Below are 14,019 nucleotides of genomic sequence, written 5' to 3'. Positions count from 1 at the left end.
AGGTGGTCAAGGCTCCGCAAAGGAAGGCTCCTCAGCTCCGGCGCAGGAGCCGGGTCGCCCCCGCCGCGACCGTCGTCGCCAGGATCCATCCCAGCAGGATCACCACGGTCGACAGCCACTGCCAGGCGCCGCTGAGCTGCCACTGGCCCACCTGCCCGAGGTCGATGACCGGCAGCAGCAGATCGAGGGCGAACAAGGAGGGGTTCCAGGCCGGATGCTGACCCTTGTCGACCGGTGGATGGTCGGCGTGGGAGAAGGCGAGGGAGGCCGCCGCCCACAGGACGGCCATCCACACCGCGGCACGGCCGGGCCGGTAGCCGTAGGCGACCGTCCAGTCCTGTGCGTAGCCCCACACCTTGGCCGCGACCGGCAGCGTCTCGCGGCGTCGGCGCTGCTTGGCCAGCAGCACCTCGCGGGCGTCCGCGTCCTCCCCGGAGTTGCGCAGCACCGCCGCGAGCCGCTCGTAGGGCTCCGGCTTGTACTCGGCGGTCGCCGCGGCCACCCACAGCAGGCGCCGGGCGAGCGGGAACGCGTCGTGCGGGACGAGGTACTCGTAGGCGAAGCCGCCCATCTGCAGGCGGCCGAGGCCCGGCCAGCTCGTCCAGCGGTCGATCAGGGTCACGATCCGCGCGCCCGAGAGGACCACCGTGCCGCGCTCGGGCTGCTCGCTCAGGAAGCGCAGCTCCGGCGCCTGGACCCGGCGCAGCGACACCTCGTGGTCGTCGTCCAGGACGAAGCGGGCCGCCTCCAGGTCCACCGCGTCCCCGAACCGCCCGTCGTCCAGCCGGACCCCGCCCCGGCACTCGAAGCGCTGCACCCGCGTCCCGCGCGCCGGGGTGGTGCCGCTGGTCTGCAGGGGATTGGCCAGGCCCGCCGGGGTCAGATACAGGGTGCGCTCCACGGTCAGCTGGGGGGCGTTGAGCGCCAGCCTGCCGTACGGGTTGGCGAGCCGGGCCCCGCGCAGGCTCAGCGAGACGCCCACGGTGGCGCTGCGCAGGGTGAGCTCGCCGTGCGACTCCAGCATCTCGGCCTGGAGGTCCTGGCCCACGTGCAGCCCGTCCGCGGTGATCGACAGACCGCGCCGGTCCCGGTAGACGACCGCCTGGTTGAGCAGCAGGTCGGTGCCGATGTGGGCGTCGGTGAGCCGTACGCCGTTGTGGAAGCGGCAGCGTGGCAGATGGAGGTCGCCCTCGGTGTGCACCCGCGCCGCCTCCAGGCGCGGGACCGCGCAGTCCACCATGCGCACGGTCGTGAAGCGGGCCTCCGGGAACAGGATCTCCTTCTCGAACCGGCAGCCCTTCAACTCCAGGTACGGCTCGATCGTGCCGCCGGAGAGGTCGAGGGTGTCCGTGATCTGGACACCGGTCAGCTTCAGGGAGGCGACCCGGCCCGCGAGGGCGGGGGGCCCGTCCAGGAGCAGCCAGGCCACGATCCGTGCCCGGACGCTGCGCTCGGGGCCCCAGGGGTGGCCGCCGTGCGGGTCGTCCACGGCGGCGTCCGCGACGCGCAGGTCGTACTCGCTGCCGTTGCGGAAGGCCTGCCACATGCCGGCCTCGGCGGCGGTCAGGTCGTCCGGCAGGTCCCCGGTACGCAGGCCGGCACCTTGGGTCACGGCACGTTCCTTTCTCCCCGTTTCTCCCCGCGGGTTTCGTACGACCGTTCATGCCCGCTGGGTGACAGGCCGAACGCTATTGGTGAAGGTGATCTTCCGGGGCCGATATCAGCCATGGCTTCCGGCCAGGGCCCACCCCCACCGGCCCCACCCGATCCAGCCACGGCCTGCCGGCGGCCACGGGATCTCGCGCAGTTCCCCGCGCCCCTTGATCGGGTGCGTGCTCGGGTGCGGGTGCGTGTGGGTTTTCGCGCAGTTCCCCGCGCCCCCTGATCAGGTGCGTGCTCGGGTGCGGGTCCGTGGGGCGATCTCGCGCAGTTCCCCACGCCCCCAGGGCGCGCGGACGGCCCGTCGCGTCTGATCTGCGCGCGGAGCGTCGCAGCCCAGGGGCGCGGGGAACTGCGCGAGCGGCCACGACGGACCCGCGGTCGATCACGGGCCTGACCCAGGGGCGCGGGGAACTGCGCGAGTGGGGACGGCGGGCCCATGCCTCAGGGGGCCGCGACACGCCCGCCCCCCGCGGGGAAAGCACCCCCGCTCAGGCCGGTCCTCGTGGTGGTGGGGCGGGGTGCGCCCCCAGGCGGCGGGGAGACGCGTTGTATCAGCCATTGATACGGCTGTCCAGCGCGACGAGGCCATCTGCGAGAATTGGCCCTGTGATCTCCCGAATCGATCTGCGCGGCGACGCCCTCCCCGAGGGCCCCGCCCTGCGTGACCTGCTGCCCCGAGCCGACTTCGACGTCTCGGCCGCCCTGGAGAAGGTGCGTCCGATCTGCGAGGCCGTGCATCATCGTGGCGACGCGGCACTGATCGACTTCGCGGAGAAGTTCGACGGCGTACGGCTGAAATCCGTCCGCGTCCCCACCGAGGCCCTCGACAAGGCGCTCGGCGAGCTCGACCCGGAGGTGCGCGCCGCGCTGGAGGAGTCCATCCGCCGCGCCCGCCTGGTCCACCGCGCCCAGCGCCGCACCGCGCACACCACCCAGGTCGTGCCCGGCGGCTCGGTCACCGAGAAGTGGGTACCGGTGGAGCGCGTCGGGCTGTACGCGCCGGGCGGCCGCTCGGTCTACCCCTCCTCCGTGATCATGAACGTGGTCCCGGCGCAGGAGGCGGGCGTCGAGTCCATCGCCCTCGCGTCACCGCCGCAGGCGGAGTTCGACGGCCTGCCGCACCCCACGATCCTCGCCGCCTGCGCCCTGCTGGGCGTGGACGAGGTGTACGCGGCCGGCGGCGCGACCGCGGTCGCGATGTTCGCCCACGGCACCGAGTCCTGCCCGCCCGCGAACATGGTCACCGGCCCCGGCAACATCTGGGTCGCCGCGGCCAAGCGCTACTTCACCGGGAAGATCGGCATCGACACCGAGGCCGGCCCCACCGAGATCGCGATCCTCGCGGACGCGGGCGCCGACGCGGCGCACGTGGCCTCGGACCTGATCAGCCAGGCGGAGCACGACCCGCTGGCCGCCGCCGTCCTGGTCACCGACTCCACGGACCTCGCCGACGCGGTGGACAAGGAGCTTCAGGTGCAGGTCGCGGCCACCAAGCACGTCGACGACCGGATCCGCCCGGCCCTGGCGGGCAGGCAGTCCGCGATCGTGCTGGTCGACGGCGTGGAGGAGGGACTCAGGGTGGTCGACGCGTACGGCGCCGAGCACCTGGAGATCCAGACGGCCGACGCCGCCGCGGTCGCCGGGCGGGTGCGCAACGCGGGCGCGGTCTTCGTCGGCCCCTGGGCCCCGGTCTCGCTGGGCGACTACGCGGCCGGCTCCAACCACGTGCTGCCGACCGGCGGCTGCGCCTGCCACTCCTCGGGGCTGTCCGTCCAGTCGTTCCTGCGCGGCATCCACATCGTGGACTACACGAGGGACGCGCTGGCCGAGGTCGCGCACCACGTGGTGACGCTCGCCGAGGCGGAGGACCTGCCGGCGCACGGCGCCGCGGTCAAGGCGAGGTTCGGCTGGAAGGTTCCCCAGAGCAAGTGACCGGCATCGACGATCTCCCCGTACGGGACGAACTGCGCGGCAAGTCCCCCTATGGCGCCCCGCAACTGGACGTGCCCGTACGGCTGAACACCAACGAGAACCCCTACCCGCTGCCCGAACCGCTGGTCGAGCGGATCGCCGAGCGGGTGCGGGAGGCGGCCCGCGGCCTCAACCGCTACCCGGACCGGGACGCGGTCGAACTGCGCACCAGGCTCGCCGAGTACCTGACCAGGACCGCGGGGCACCGGGTCGGCGCCGAGAACGTCTGGGCGGCCAACGGCTCCAACGAGGTCATCCAGCAGCTGCTCCAGACCTTCGGCGGGCCGGGCCGTACCGCGATCGGCTTCGAACCGTCGTACTCGATGCACGCGTTGATCGCCCGCGGCACCGGCACCGGATGGATCTCGGGCCCGCGCGGCGAGGACTTCACCATCGACCTCGCCGCCGCCGAGAAGGCCATCGCCGAGCACCGCCCCGACGTCGTCTTCGTCACGACCCCCAACAACCCCACGGGCAACGCGGTCCCCGCCGCCACCGTCCTCGCCCTCCACGACGCCGCGCAGCGGGCCAAGCCGTCGATGGTCGTCGTGGACGAGGCGTACATCGAGTTCAGCCACGGCGACTCCCTGCTTCCGCTGCTCGAAGGTCGGCCGAATCTCGTCGTCTCGCGGACCATGTCCAAGGCGTTCGGGGCGGCCGGACTGCGCCTCGGCTATCTCGCCGCCCACCCGGCGGTCGTGGACGCCGTCCAGCTCGTACGGCTGCCGTACCACCTCTCGGCGGTCACCCAGGCGACCGCGCTGGCCGCCTTGGAGCACACCGACACGCTGCTGAAGTACGTGGAGCAGCTGAAGTCCGAACGGGACCGCCTGGTCGCCGAACTGCGTGCGGCGGGCTACGACGTCGTCGAGTCCGACGCGAACTTCGTGCAGTTCGGCCGGTTCCCCGACACCCACGAGGCCTGGCGCAGGATCCTCGACCGGGGCGTCCTGGTCCGGGACAACGGCGTCCCGGGATGGCTGCGCGTCAGCGCCGGGACCCCGCAGGAGAACGACGCGTTCCTCGACGCGGTACGTGAACTGAAGAAGGAGCGGAGCGTATGAGCCGCACAGGGCGCGTGGAGCGCATCACCAAGGAGACCTCGGTCCTGGTCGAGATCGATCTCGACGGCACCGGCAAGACCGACATCGCGACCGGCGTCGGCTTCTACGACCACATGCTCGACCAGCTCGGCCGGCACGGTCTGTTCGACCTGACGGTGAAGACCGACGGCGATCTGCACATCGACTCCCACCACACCATCGAGGACACGGCCCTCGCGCTCGGCGCCGCCTTCAAGCAGGCGCTCGGCGACAAGGTGGGCATCTACCGCTTCGGCAACTGCACCGTGCCGCTGGACGAGTCGCTCGCCCAGGTCACCGTCGACCTGTCGGGCCGCCCCTACCTCGTGCACACCGAGCCCGAGAAGATGGCGCCGATGATCGGCGAGTACGACACCACGATGACCCGGCACATACTGGAGTCCTTCGTGGCGCAGGCACAGATCGCCCTCCACGTGCACGTGCCGTACGGCCGCAACGCGCACCACATCGTGGAGTGCCAGTTCAAGGCTCTCGCGCGGGCTCTGCGCTACGCGAGCGAACGCGACCCGCGCGCCGCGGGCATCCTCCCGTCCACGAAGGGCGCGCTGTAAACCATGAACGGACTGTCCACCGTGCTGATCGTCGTCGGCCTCTTCCTGGTCGGCGGGATCATCTCCTTCGCCAAGCAGCAGATGCCGAAGAGCCTGATCGTGCTGCTGTCGATCGGCGCGGCGATGTGCCTCGTCTCCGGCGTCCTGCGACTGGAGGTGTGGAATTGAGCCTGTCGGCCGCCAAGCGCGTCGTCGTCTTCGACTACGGCTTCGGCAACGTCCGCTCCGCCGAGCGCGCCCTCGCCCGCGCGGGTGCCGACGTGGAGATCACCCGGGACTTCGACACGGCGATGAACGCCGACGGGCTGCTGGTGCCGGGCGTCGGCGCCTTCGCCGCCTGCATGCGGGGGCTGAAGGAGGCCCGCGGGGACTGGATCATCGACCGCCGGCTGTCCGGCGGGCGCCCCGTGATGGGCATCTGCGTGGGCATGCAGATCCTGTTCGCACGCGGCATCGAGCACGGCGTCGAGGCCGACGGCCTGGACGAGTGGCCCGGCACGGTCGAGCCGCTGAAGGCCGACATCGTCCCCCACATGGGCTGGAACACCGTCGAGGCGCCGGCGGACTCGGAGCTGTTCGCCGGCCTGGACCCGGACGCGCGCTTCTACTTCGTGCACTCCTACGCCGTCCACGACTGGCACCTGGAGACCCACAACCCGCTGCTGCACGCGCCCAGGGTGACCTGGGCGGTCCACGGCGAGCCGTTCGTGGCGGCCGTGGAGAACGGCGCCCTGTGGGCCACGCAGTTCCACCCCGAGAAGTCCGGCGACGCCGGAGCGCAGCTGCTCACCAACTGGATCGGAACCCTGTAGACCATGGCGAAGCTCGAACTCCTCCCCGCCGTCGACGTCCGCGACGGCCAGGCCGTCCGGCTCGTGCACGGCGAGTCCGGCACGGAGACCTCGTACGGCTCCCCGCTCGAGGCGGCCCTCGCCTGGCAGCGGTCGGGCGCCGAGTGGCTGCACCTGGTCGACCTGGACGCCGCGTTCGGCACCGGCGACAACCGCGCGCTGATCGCCGAGGTCACCTCGGCGATGGACATCAAGGTGGAGCTGTCCGGCGGCATCCGGGACGACGACACGCTGGCCGCCGCGCTCGCCACCGGCTGCACACGCGTCAACCTCGGCACGGCCGCCCTGGAGAGCCCCGAGTGGGTCGCCAGGGTCATCGCCGAGCACGGCGACCGGATCGCGGTCGGTCTCGACGTGCGGGGCACCACCCTGCGCGGGCGCGGCTGGACCCGTGACGGCGGCGACCTGTACGAGACGCTGGCCCGCCTCGACAAGGAGGGCTGCTCCCGGTACGTCGTCACCGACATCGCCAAGGACGGCACGCTCCAGGGCCCCAACCTGGAGCTGCTGAGGAACGTGTGCGCGGTCACCGACCGCCCGGTGGTGGCCTCCGGCGGCGTCTCCTCGCTCGACGACCTCCGGGCCATCGCCGACCTCGTGCCCCTGGGCGTCGAGGGCTCGATCGTCGGAAAGGCGCTGTACGCGAAGGCGTTCACCCTGGAAGAGGCATTGGAGGCGGTGTCGTCATGACGTCCAAGGACGTGGAGCGCGTGCAGAGCGGGAGCCCCTGGGAGGACGGCTTCGGCTTCGCGCGCGCCGTGGCGGCGGGCGACCGCGTGGTGGTCGGCGGCACGACCTCCTTCAAGGGACCGGTGCTGTACGGGGAGGGCGACCCGTACGAGCAGGCGAAGGTCGCGTTCGCCAACGCCCTGGAGGCGATCGCCGCGTTCGGGCTCGGACCCGAGTCGGTGGTGCGCAGCAGGATGTACCTGACCCATCCGCGGGACGTCGACGCCGTGGGCCGGGCCCACAAGGAGGTCTTCGACGCCGTGCGCCCGGCCACGACCATGGTCGTCGTGACGGGCTTCGTGGACCCGCGCATCCTGGTCGAGGTCGAACTGGAGGCGTACCGAGGGGCGGTGGGCTCATGACCCTCGCGGTCCGGGTCATCCCCTGCCTCGACGTCGACGGCGGCCGGGTCGTCAAGGGCGTCAACTTCCAGAACCTGCGGGACGCGGGCGACCCGGTCGAGATGGCCAAGGTGTACGACGCCGAGGGCGCCGACGAACTGACGTTCCTGGACATCACCGCCTCCTCGGGCGACCGGGAGACGACCTACGACGTGGTGCGCCGCACCGCCGAGCAGGTGTTCATCCCGCTGACGGTCGGTGGCGGTGTCCGCACGGCCGAGGACGTGGACCGGCTGCTGCGGGCGGGCGCCGACAAGGTGGGCGTCAACACGGCCGCCATCGCGCGCCCGGAGCTGATCCGTGAGATCGCCGAGCGGTTCGGGCGGCAGGTCCTGGTCCTGTCCGTGGACGCGCGCCGCGCCCCGTCGGGCGGCTTCGAGGTGACGACCCACGGCGGCCGCCGCGGCACCGGCATCGACGCGGTGGAGTGGGCGCACCGGGCCGCCGAGCTGGGCGCGGGCGAGATCCTGCTCAACTCCATGGACGCGGACGGCACGAAGGACGGCTACGACCTGGAGATGATCACTGCCGTGCGCCGGCACGTGAGCGTTCCGGTGATCGCCTCGGGGGGCGCGGGCCGGCTGACCGACTTCCCGCCGGCCGTCGCGGCGGGCGCGGACGCGGTGCTGGCGGCGTCCGTCTTCCACTTCGGGGATCTGCGGATCGGCCAGGTCAAGGAGACGCTGCGGGAGGCGGGTCACCCGGTGAGGTGACGCGGCTCTCCGCTCGCCCCCGGTCGCCCGCCAGGGAGGCCGGGGGCTTTTCTCCGCCCATCCGCGCAGGATTTGTTGCGCAAAATTCGTTGTGCAATTTTTCCTGTGTATCTAGAGTCGGGGTCATGGCAAGCAAGGAGAACCGCCGGATCACCGACGTCGGCACGCTGAAGGCGCTCGCCCACCCGCTGCGGGCGAACCTCTACCGGCTGCTCTTCGTCCATCGTGTCGCGACCGCCTCGCAGCTGGCCGACAACGTGGACGAGGCCGTCTCGCTGGTCAGCTACCACCTGCGCAAACTCGCCGAGCACGGGCTGATCGAGGAGGCCGAGCCGCAGAGCGGGGACGGCCGGGAGCGCTGGTGGCGGCCCGCCTCGGACGGGGTGAGCATCCATGACGAGGACTTCCGCGGCGAACCGGAGAAGGCCGCGGCCCACCTGGCGGCCTCACGGCTCTTCCACGGCCAGCGCTCCGACCTCTACCGGCGGTATCTGGACGAACGTCCCGCCTGGTCCGCCCAGTGGAAGGCCGCCACCGTGGACGACGAGTGGCTGCTGCGGCTGACCGCGTCCGAACTGGCCGCGCTGACCGAGGAGTTGCAGACGGCCGCCCGCAAGTACCGCGAGCGCGGCCTGGCCGCCGACGCCGCCGGCGACACCGAGGGGCGCGAGAACGTCGCGCTGCACATGTACGGATTCCCGTTCCGCACCTGACCGCTCACCGCCCCGACCCCGTGCCGCCCCCGAGAGAGGCCACCTCCGTGACCACCGTGACCCCGTCCTCCGTCGCGCCGCACGCCCCCGAGCGCCCCGCGTACCGCGACGGCAACGTCCTGCGGTGGCTCGGCGCCTACACCGCCTCGATGGTGGGCGACAACGTCTACTTCCTGTCCCTGTCCTGGACGGCCGTCCAGTCCGGCACGCCCGCCGAGGCGGGTCTGGTCACGGCGGTGAGCGCCGTCCCGCGCACCCTGCTCCTGCTCGGCGGGGGAGTGATCGCCGACCGGTTCGGGCCGCGCAGGGTCGTCATCGGCAGCGACGCCGTCCGCTGCGCCGCCGTGCTCGCCGTGGCGGCCGTGCTGGTCGCCGCCCGGCCCGGACTGTGGCTGCTGGGTGCCCTCGCCCTCGTCTTCGGCACCGTCGACGCCGTGTTCATGCCCGCCGTGGGCGCCCTCCCCGCCCGGATCACCACCCACTCCCAACTCGCCCGCGTCCAGGGCCTGCGCGGCATGGCCACGCGGTTCGCGAACGTCGCGGGGGCGCCCCTCGGCGGTCTCGGCATCGCCCTCGGCGGCGCCGCCGGGGCGTTCGCGCTCGCCGGCCTGCTGATCGCCGTGTCCGTACCGCTGCTGGCGTCCCTGCGGGTACGGGACGCCGCCCCGGACGACGCGCCCGGCGCCGGGAGGGCCACGGCCCGGCGCCAGCTGAGGGACGGCCTGCGCTACATCCGCGGCCACCGCGTCCTCGCCCCACTGATGGTCGTCATCGCCCTCGGAGACCTCGGCTTCGTCGGCCCGCTCAACGTCGGTCTGACCCTGCTCGCCGACGAGCGCGGCTGGGGCGCCTCGGGCGTCGGCTGGGTGCTCGCCGGCTTCGGATCCGGGGCGGCCGCCGCGGCGCTGGTGCTGGCCGTACGGGGCGGGGTCCCGCACGCCGGGCGCGTCATGGCCGCCGGCGTGCTGGCGGGCTCGGTGGCGATCGGCGCCCTCGCCCACGCGCCCGGCCTCCCCGCCGCCGTCGGCATCGCCCTGCTCGTCGGACTGCTCACCGGCTTCAGCGGAGGCCTGTGCGGCGCCCTGCTCCAGACCCGGTCCGACCCCGCCTACCTCGGCCGGGTCAGCGCCGTCGCCTCCCTCGTCAGCCTCGGCGTCGCGCCGCTGAGCATGCCGCTGTCCGCCGCCGCCATCGGAGCCTGGGGCACCGGCCCCGTGTTCCTCGTCAGCGCCGCGGTGTGCGGGCTCGGCGGGGTCGTCCTGCTGTGCTTCCGGGACCTGCGACGCGCCGAGCTGCCCCGCTGAGGGCACCCGGCCCGCGGTGCGCGGGCCGCCCCGCCGGAGCGGGGCGCCTGCTCAGATGCCCAGTTCCCTCGTGTCCCGCACCCGCTCGACCGCCTCCTTGTCGCCCGCCAGCTCCACCTCGGCCACCCGCTGCCGGCCGAACGTGAACATCAGCAGCTCCGAGGGCTCGCCGGTCGCCGTCACCACCGGGGTGCCCCGGTGCGCGACGGCCGTCTGCCCGTCCGGACGGCGCAGCACCAGACCCGTCGGCGCCCGGCGCCCGCTCAGCCGGGCCGTGCGCTCCAGCCGCGACCACAGCGCGTCCTGGAAGACCGGGTCGAGCTCGCGCGGCGTCCAGTCGGGCTGCGCGCGGCGGACGTCCTCGGTGTGGACGTAGAACTCGACCACGTTCGACATCTCGTCGATCTGCTTGAGCGAGAACGGCGAGAAGCGCGGCGGGCCCGTGCGGACGAGCTGGATCAGCTCCTCGTACGGCTTCGCCGTGAACTCCGCCATCACCCGCTCCAGGCGCGGCGCCAGCTGCTTGATCAGAAGGCCACCGGCGGCGTCCGGACGGCGCTCGCGCACCACCACGTGCGCGGCCAGGTCCCGTGTGTTCCAGCCCTCGCACAGGGTCGGGGCGTCGGGGCCGACGGCCTCCAACAGGTCCGCCAGCAGGAGGCGTTCACGCTTGGCATGGGTCGACATGCGGTCAGCCTACGACCGCGAGGGCGCCGTGCCCACCGGACGGTGACCGGGCGGCGCGGCGTGGCGCGGCACAATGGTCGGCATGACCAGCACCTCTGACCCCAGCAGGCCCAGCGGCCTGGCCCCTGAGATCGCGGCGCGCCTGCGGCGCGGCCCCGACGGGCTGATCCCCGCCATCGCCCAGCAGTACGACACCGGCGAGGTGCTGATGCTGGGCTGGATGGACGACGAGGCACTGCACCGCACGCTCACCACCGGCCGCTGCACCTACTGGTCGCGCAGCCGCCAGGAGTACTGGGTCAAGGGCGACACGTCCGGCCACGTGCAGCACGTGAAGTCGGTCGCCCTGGACTGCGACGCCGACACCGTGCTGGTCAGGGTCGACCAGGTGGGCGCCGCCTGCCACACCGGCGACCGCACCTGCTTCGACGCCGACATCCTCCTCGAGGACGCCTCCGGCGCCTCCGGCACTCCCGGCGCCGCCGCGTCGGTGGATCGGTAGGGCCGGCCGCCATGGATCTGGAGACGTTCCGCAAGCTGGCCACCGACCGCCGCGTCATCCCCGTCACCCGCAAGCTCCTCGCCGACGGCGACACCCCCGTGGCGCTCTACCGCAAGCTCGCCGCCGAGCGCCCGGGCACCTTCCTGCTGGAGTCCGCGGAGAACGGCCGGTCCTGGTCCCGCTACTCCTTCGTCGGAGTGCGCTCCGCCGCCACCCTGACCGAGCGCGACGGCACCGCCCACTGGCTCGGCACCCCGCCCGTCGGCGTCCCGGCCGACGGCGACCCCCTCGCCGTCCTGCGGGCGGCCGTCGAGACCCTGCACACCCCGCGCCAGGAGGGCATGCCGCCCTTCACCGGCGGCATGGTCGGCTATCTGGGCTACGACATCGTGCGCCGCCTGGAGAAGATCGGCCCCGGCGAGCGGGACGACCTGAAGCTCCCCGAGCTGACCATGCTGCTCACCAGCGACCTGGCCGTCATGGACCACTGGGAGGGCTCGGTCCTGCTGATCGCCAACGCGATCAACCACAACGACCTCGACACCGGCGTGGAGGAGGCCTACGCGGACGCCGTGGCCCGCCTGGACGCCATGCAGGCCGACCTGTCCCGCGCCGTCGCCCAGCCGCCCGCCGTCCTGTCGCCCTCGCAGCTGCCCGAGTACACCGCGCTGTGGGGCGGACCCGACTACCAGGCGGCCGTGGAGGACATCAAGGAGCGCATCCGCGCGGGCGAGGCCTTCCAGGTCGTCCCCTCGCAGCGGTTCGAGACACCGTGCACGGCGAGCGCGCTGGACGTGTACCGGGTGCTGCGCGCCACCAACCCGTCCCCGTACATGTACCTGTTCCGCTTCGAGGGCTTCGACGTCGTCGGATCCAGCCCGGAGGCACTGGTCAAGGTCGAGGACGGCCGGGCGATGGTGCACCCCATCGCGGGCACCCGCCATCGCGGGACCACCCCGCAGGAGGACCAGGCCCTCGCCGAGGAACTGCTCGCCGACCCCAAGGAACGCGCCGAGCACCTCATGCTGGTCGACCTCGGCCGCAACGACCTGGGACGGGTCTGCGAGCCCGGCTCCGTCGAGGTCGTGGACTTCATGTCCATCGAGCGGTACTCGCACGTGATGCACATCGTGTCGACCGTGACCGGCCGGGTCGCCGAGGGCCGCACCGCCTTCGACGTCCTGACCGCCTGCTTCCCGGCCGGCACCCTCTCCGGGGCGCCCAAGCCGCGCGCGATGCAGATCATCGACGAACTGGAGCCGTCCCGGCGCGGGCTGTACGGCGGCTGCGTCGGCTACCTCGACTTCGCGGGCGACTCCGACACCGCCATCGCCATCCGCACCGCCCTGCTGCGCGAGGGCACCGCCTACGTGCAGGCCGGAGCGGGTGTCGTCGCCGACTCCGATCCGGTCGCCGAGGACGCCGAGTGCCGCAACAAGGCCGCCGCCGTCCTGCGCGCGGTGCACACGGCGAACCGGCTCGGCCGATAGGACGCTTCTCACGTGAACCCCGGGTGACCGTTCGCCCGGGGTTCAGGCGATAGTGGACTACGTGACTGCCGTACCTCACCCCCGATCCGAGGCCGCCGCACCCGGGCGTTCCGGCCGCCGCAGCCTTGCCCTGGCCCTGCTCCTCGGGGCGCTCGGCGTGGCCGTGGTGCTGCTCTCCACCCGTCGCGGCTGGACGTCGGGCACCGTCGAGGTGGCCGGCGGCGCCTTCCCGCTCGCCGCCAAGGGCAGCGACGTCACGGGCGTGCCCGCGGCCCTCGCCATAGTGGGCCTCGCCGCGCTCGTCGCCGTCTTCGCCGTCCGCAGGGCCGGCCGGCTGTTCGTCGCCGGGCTCCTCGCGCTGTCCGGCGCGGGCATCGCCGCCGCCGCGCTGCTCGGCGCGTCCGACAGCTCCGCACTCGACGAGCAGGCGGCGCAGGCGGCCGGCGACACCTCCGCGACCGCCACCGCGCTCACCCAGACCGCGTGGCCGTACGTCGCGGCGTTCGGCGGTCTGCTCATCCTCGTGGCCGGACTGCTCGCCCTGCGCCACGGCCGGACGTGGCCCGCGCTCTCGGGCCGCTACGAGCGGGACGGCACGCCCCGCCCGCGCAAGGCCAAGCCCGTCGACCCGGACCGCCCCGAGGACCTGTGGAAGGCCCTGGACCGGGGCGAGGACCCCACGGGAGCCTGACGGCCGCGGCAGCGGCGCGGGGACGACCCCGACCGCACGCGATACGCACGGGTACGGGACAATGACGCCGAGCGTACGGCTCACACACGCACATACAGCTAACGAGGAGCAAGTCATGGCGGGCAGCAGCCACGGTCACACCCCGGCCGCCTGGACCGGTGTCATCATCGCCTTCATCGGTTTCTGCGTCTCGGGCGCCTTCACCGTGATGGCCCAGCCCGCCGGCTTCTGGGCGGGCCTGGTGATCGTCGTGCTCGGCGGCGTCGTGGGCGGCGTCATGCGCCTGATGGGCCTCGGCCAGCCGAAGGGCGCGGGCGGCCCGCTGAGCGTGACGGAGCACTGAGCTCGCGCCGAGGCTCCTCACCGAGCCGCCGCGGCCGCCACGGCCGCTTCAGCCGCCTTCGAGGGGCGGCCCCCGTTCCGGACGGTGCCCTGGGCATCCCGGGGTCCTGGGGGCCGCCCCTCGCGCGTGCCGGGGCCCCGCGGCCCGGTTCGCGGCGGGCGGTTCGGGCGCGGGGCGGGCAGAATGCGTCGGGTGAACCCCGAGAACTCCTGTGCGACCCCGCCTCCCGCCGCCGGGCCGGTCGCGGGCGGGCGGCGCCGGGCGGCCGCCCCCCCCCCCGTGGGCGCCGGCGGCGCCGGGGCGTTATA

The 14,019-nt window shown here is 73.2% G+C and carries 16 protein-coding genes; 14 read left to right on the top strand and 2 right to left on the bottom strand.

What is annotated here, in order from left to right:
• Window positions 1-31: 31 nt before the first annotated feature.
• Window positions 32-1,612: an oxidoreductase gene (locus AB0C59_RS22985; protein WP_363007417.1), complete on the bottom strand. Its 1,581-nt coding sequence runs from the start codon at window positions 1,610-1,612 to the stop codon at window positions 32-34.
• 656 nt (window positions 1,613-2,268) lie between these two features.
• Here AB0C59_RS22985 and hisD point away from each other — a divergent pair.
• From hisD to AB0C59_RS22935, 10 genes are all read left to right on the top strand, one after another.
• Entirely contained in the window at window positions 2,269-3,594 is a 1,326-nt protein-coding gene (hisD, locus tag AB0C59_RS22980; protein WP_363007415.1) for a histidinol dehydrogenase, read from the top strand.
• Window positions 3,591-4,697 carry a histidinol-phosphate transaminase gene (locus AB0C59_RS22975; protein WP_363007413.1) on the top strand — a complete coding sequence of 369 codons (1,107 nt, stop codon included), beginning with the start codon at window positions 3,591-3,593 and terminating at the stop codon, window positions 4,695-4,697. The genes hisD and AB0C59_RS22975 overlap by 4 nt, the downstream gene beginning before the upstream one ends.
• Complete coding sequence (gene hisB, locus AB0C59_RS22970) at window positions 4,694-5,287, top strand: imidazoleglycerol-phosphate dehydratase HisB (RefSeq protein WP_363007411.1); 594 nt, start codon at window positions 4,694-4,696, stop codon at window positions 5,285-5,287. Before AB0C59_RS22975 ends, hisB begins: the two co-directional genes overlap by 4 nt.
• Before the next feature lie 3 nt (window positions 5,288-5,290).
• Window positions 5,291-5,455 (top strand): hypothetical protein, encoded by a 165-nt coding sequence (locus tag AB0C59_RS22965; protein ID WP_363007409.1) that lies wholly within the window; start codon window positions 5,291-5,293, stop codon window positions 5,453-5,455.
• Between the two features lie 2 nt (window positions 5,456-5,457).
• Window positions 5,458-6,099 carry an imidazole glycerol phosphate synthase subunit HisH gene (gene hisH, locus AB0C59_RS22960; protein ID WP_363007614.1) on the top strand — a complete coding sequence of 214 codons (642 nt, stop codon included), beginning with the start codon at window positions 5,458-5,460 and terminating at the stop codon, window positions 6,097-6,099.
• A gap of 3 nt (window positions 6,100-6,102) precedes the next feature.
• Entirely contained in the window at window positions 6,103-6,828 is a 726-nt protein-coding gene (gene priA, locus AB0C59_RS22955) for a bifunctional 1-(5-phosphoribosyl)-5-((5-phosphoribosylamino)methylideneamino)imidazole-4-carboxamide isomerase/phosphoribosylanthranilate isomerase PriA (protein ID WP_363007407.1), read from the top strand.
• Window positions 6,825-7,229, top strand: a complete 405-nt coding sequence (locus AB0C59_RS22950) for a RidA family protein (protein WP_363007405.1) — start codon at window positions 6,825-6,827, stop codon at window positions 7,227-7,229. The genes priA and AB0C59_RS22950 overlap by 4 nt, the downstream gene beginning before the upstream one ends.
• Entirely contained in the window at window positions 7,226-7,981 is a 756-nt protein-coding gene (gene hisF / locus AB0C59_RS22945) for an imidazole glycerol phosphate synthase subunit HisF (protein ID WP_363007403.1), read from the top strand. The genes AB0C59_RS22950 and hisF overlap by 4 nt, the downstream gene beginning before the upstream one ends.
• A 125-nt stretch (window positions 7,982-8,106) precedes the next feature.
• Window positions 8,107-8,694 carry a helix-turn-helix domain-containing protein gene (locus AB0C59_RS22940; protein WP_363007401.1) on the top strand — a complete coding sequence of 196 codons (588 nt, stop codon included), beginning with the start codon at window positions 8,107-8,109 and terminating at the stop codon, window positions 8,692-8,694.
• Window positions 8,695-8,741: 47 nt separating this feature from the next.
• A complete protein-coding gene (locus AB0C59_RS22935) occupies window positions 8,742-9,998 on the top strand; it encodes an MFS transporter (RefSeq protein WP_363007399.1) in 1,257 nt (418 codons plus the stop codon).
• Between the two features lie 51 nt (window positions 9,999-10,049).
• Here AB0C59_RS22935 and AB0C59_RS22930 read toward each other — a convergent pair whose 3' ends face one another.
• Window positions 10,050-10,685 (bottom strand): TIGR03085 family metal-binding protein, encoded by a 636-nt coding sequence (locus tag AB0C59_RS22930; protein ID WP_363007397.1) that lies wholly within the window; start codon window positions 10,683-10,685, stop codon window positions 10,050-10,052.
• Window positions 10,686-10,767: 82 nt separating this feature from the next.
• Between AB0C59_RS22930 and hisI the strand changes: the two genes are divergently transcribed.
• The 4 genes from hisI (at window position 10,768) to AB0C59_RS22910 (ending at window position 13,711) form a co-directional block, all read left to right on the top strand.
• On the top strand, window positions 10,768-11,187 hold the full coding sequence (gene hisI, locus AB0C59_RS22925; RefSeq protein ID WP_363007395.1) for a phosphoribosyl-AMP cyclohydrolase: 420 nt from the start codon (window positions 10,768-10,770) through the stop codon (window positions 11,185-11,187).
• Window positions 11,188-11,198: 11 nt separating this feature from the next.
• Entirely contained in the window at window positions 11,199-12,677 is a 1,479-nt protein-coding gene (locus AB0C59_RS22920) for an anthranilate synthase component I (RefSeq protein WP_363007393.1), read from the top strand.
• Window positions 12,678-12,729: 52 nt separating this feature from the next.
• Window positions 12,730-13,368, top strand: coding sequence for a TIGR02234 family membrane protein (locus AB0C59_RS22915; protein WP_363007391.1), 639 nt, complete (start codon window positions 12,730-12,732; stop codon window positions 13,366-13,368).
• 115 nt (window positions 13,369-13,483) lie between these two features.
• Window positions 13,484-13,711 (top strand): HGxxPAAW family protein, encoded by a 228-nt coding sequence (locus AB0C59_RS22910; protein ID WP_363007389.1) that lies wholly within the window; start codon window positions 13,484-13,486, stop codon window positions 13,709-13,711.
• The last annotated feature ends 308 nt before the right edge of the window (window positions 13,712-14,019 follow it).

The organism is Streptomyces sp. NPDC048664, assembly GCF_040650555.1.
Classification (GTDB): domain Bacteria; phylum Actinomycetota; class Actinomycetes; order Streptomycetales; family Streptomycetaceae; genus Streptomyces.
Note: the sequence above shows the minus strand (reverse complement) of the source record. Positions and strands in the feature narration are given on the sequence as shown.

Excerpts from the sequence above, each read along its gene's own strand:
- hisB (WP_363007411.1), top strand. The coding sequence starts at position 4,694 with ATGAGCCGCACAGGGCGCGTGGAGCGCATCACCAAGGAGACCTCGGTC.
- AB0C59_RS22965 (WP_363007409.1), top strand. The coding sequence starts at position 5,291 with ATGAACGGACTGTCCACCGTGCTGATCGTCGTCGGCCTCTTCCTGGTC.
- priA (WP_363007407.1), top strand. The coding sequence starts at position 6,103 with ATGGCGAAGCTCGAACTCCTCCCCGCCGTCGACGTCCGCGACGGCCAG.
- AB0C59_RS22950 (WP_363007405.1), top strand. The coding sequence starts at position 6,825 with ATGACGTCCAAGGACGTGGAGCGCGTGCAGAGCGGGAGCCCCTGGGAG.
- hisF (WP_363007403.1), top strand. The coding sequence starts at position 7,226 with ATGACCCTCGCGGTCCGGGTCATCCCCTGCCTCGACGTCGACGGCGGC.
- AB0C59_RS22940 (WP_363007401.1), top strand. The coding sequence starts at position 8,107 with ATGGCAAGCAAGGAGAACCGCCGGATCACCGACGTCGGCACGCTGAAG.
- AB0C59_RS22930 (WP_363007397.1), bottom strand. The coding sequence starts at position 10,685 with ATGTCGACCCATGCCAAGCGTGAACGCCTCCTGCTGGCGGACCTGTTG.
- hisI (WP_363007395.1), top strand. The coding sequence starts at position 10,768 with ATGACCAGCACCTCTGACCCCAGCAGGCCCAGCGGCCTGGCCCCTGAG.
- AB0C59_RS22920 (WP_363007393.1), top strand. The coding sequence starts at position 11,199 with ATGGATCTGGAGACGTTCCGCAAGCTGGCCACCGACCGCCGCGTCATC.
- AB0C59_RS22910 (WP_363007389.1), top strand. The coding sequence starts at position 13,484 with ATGGCGGGCAGCAGCCACGGTCACACCCCGGCCGCCTGGACCGGTGTC.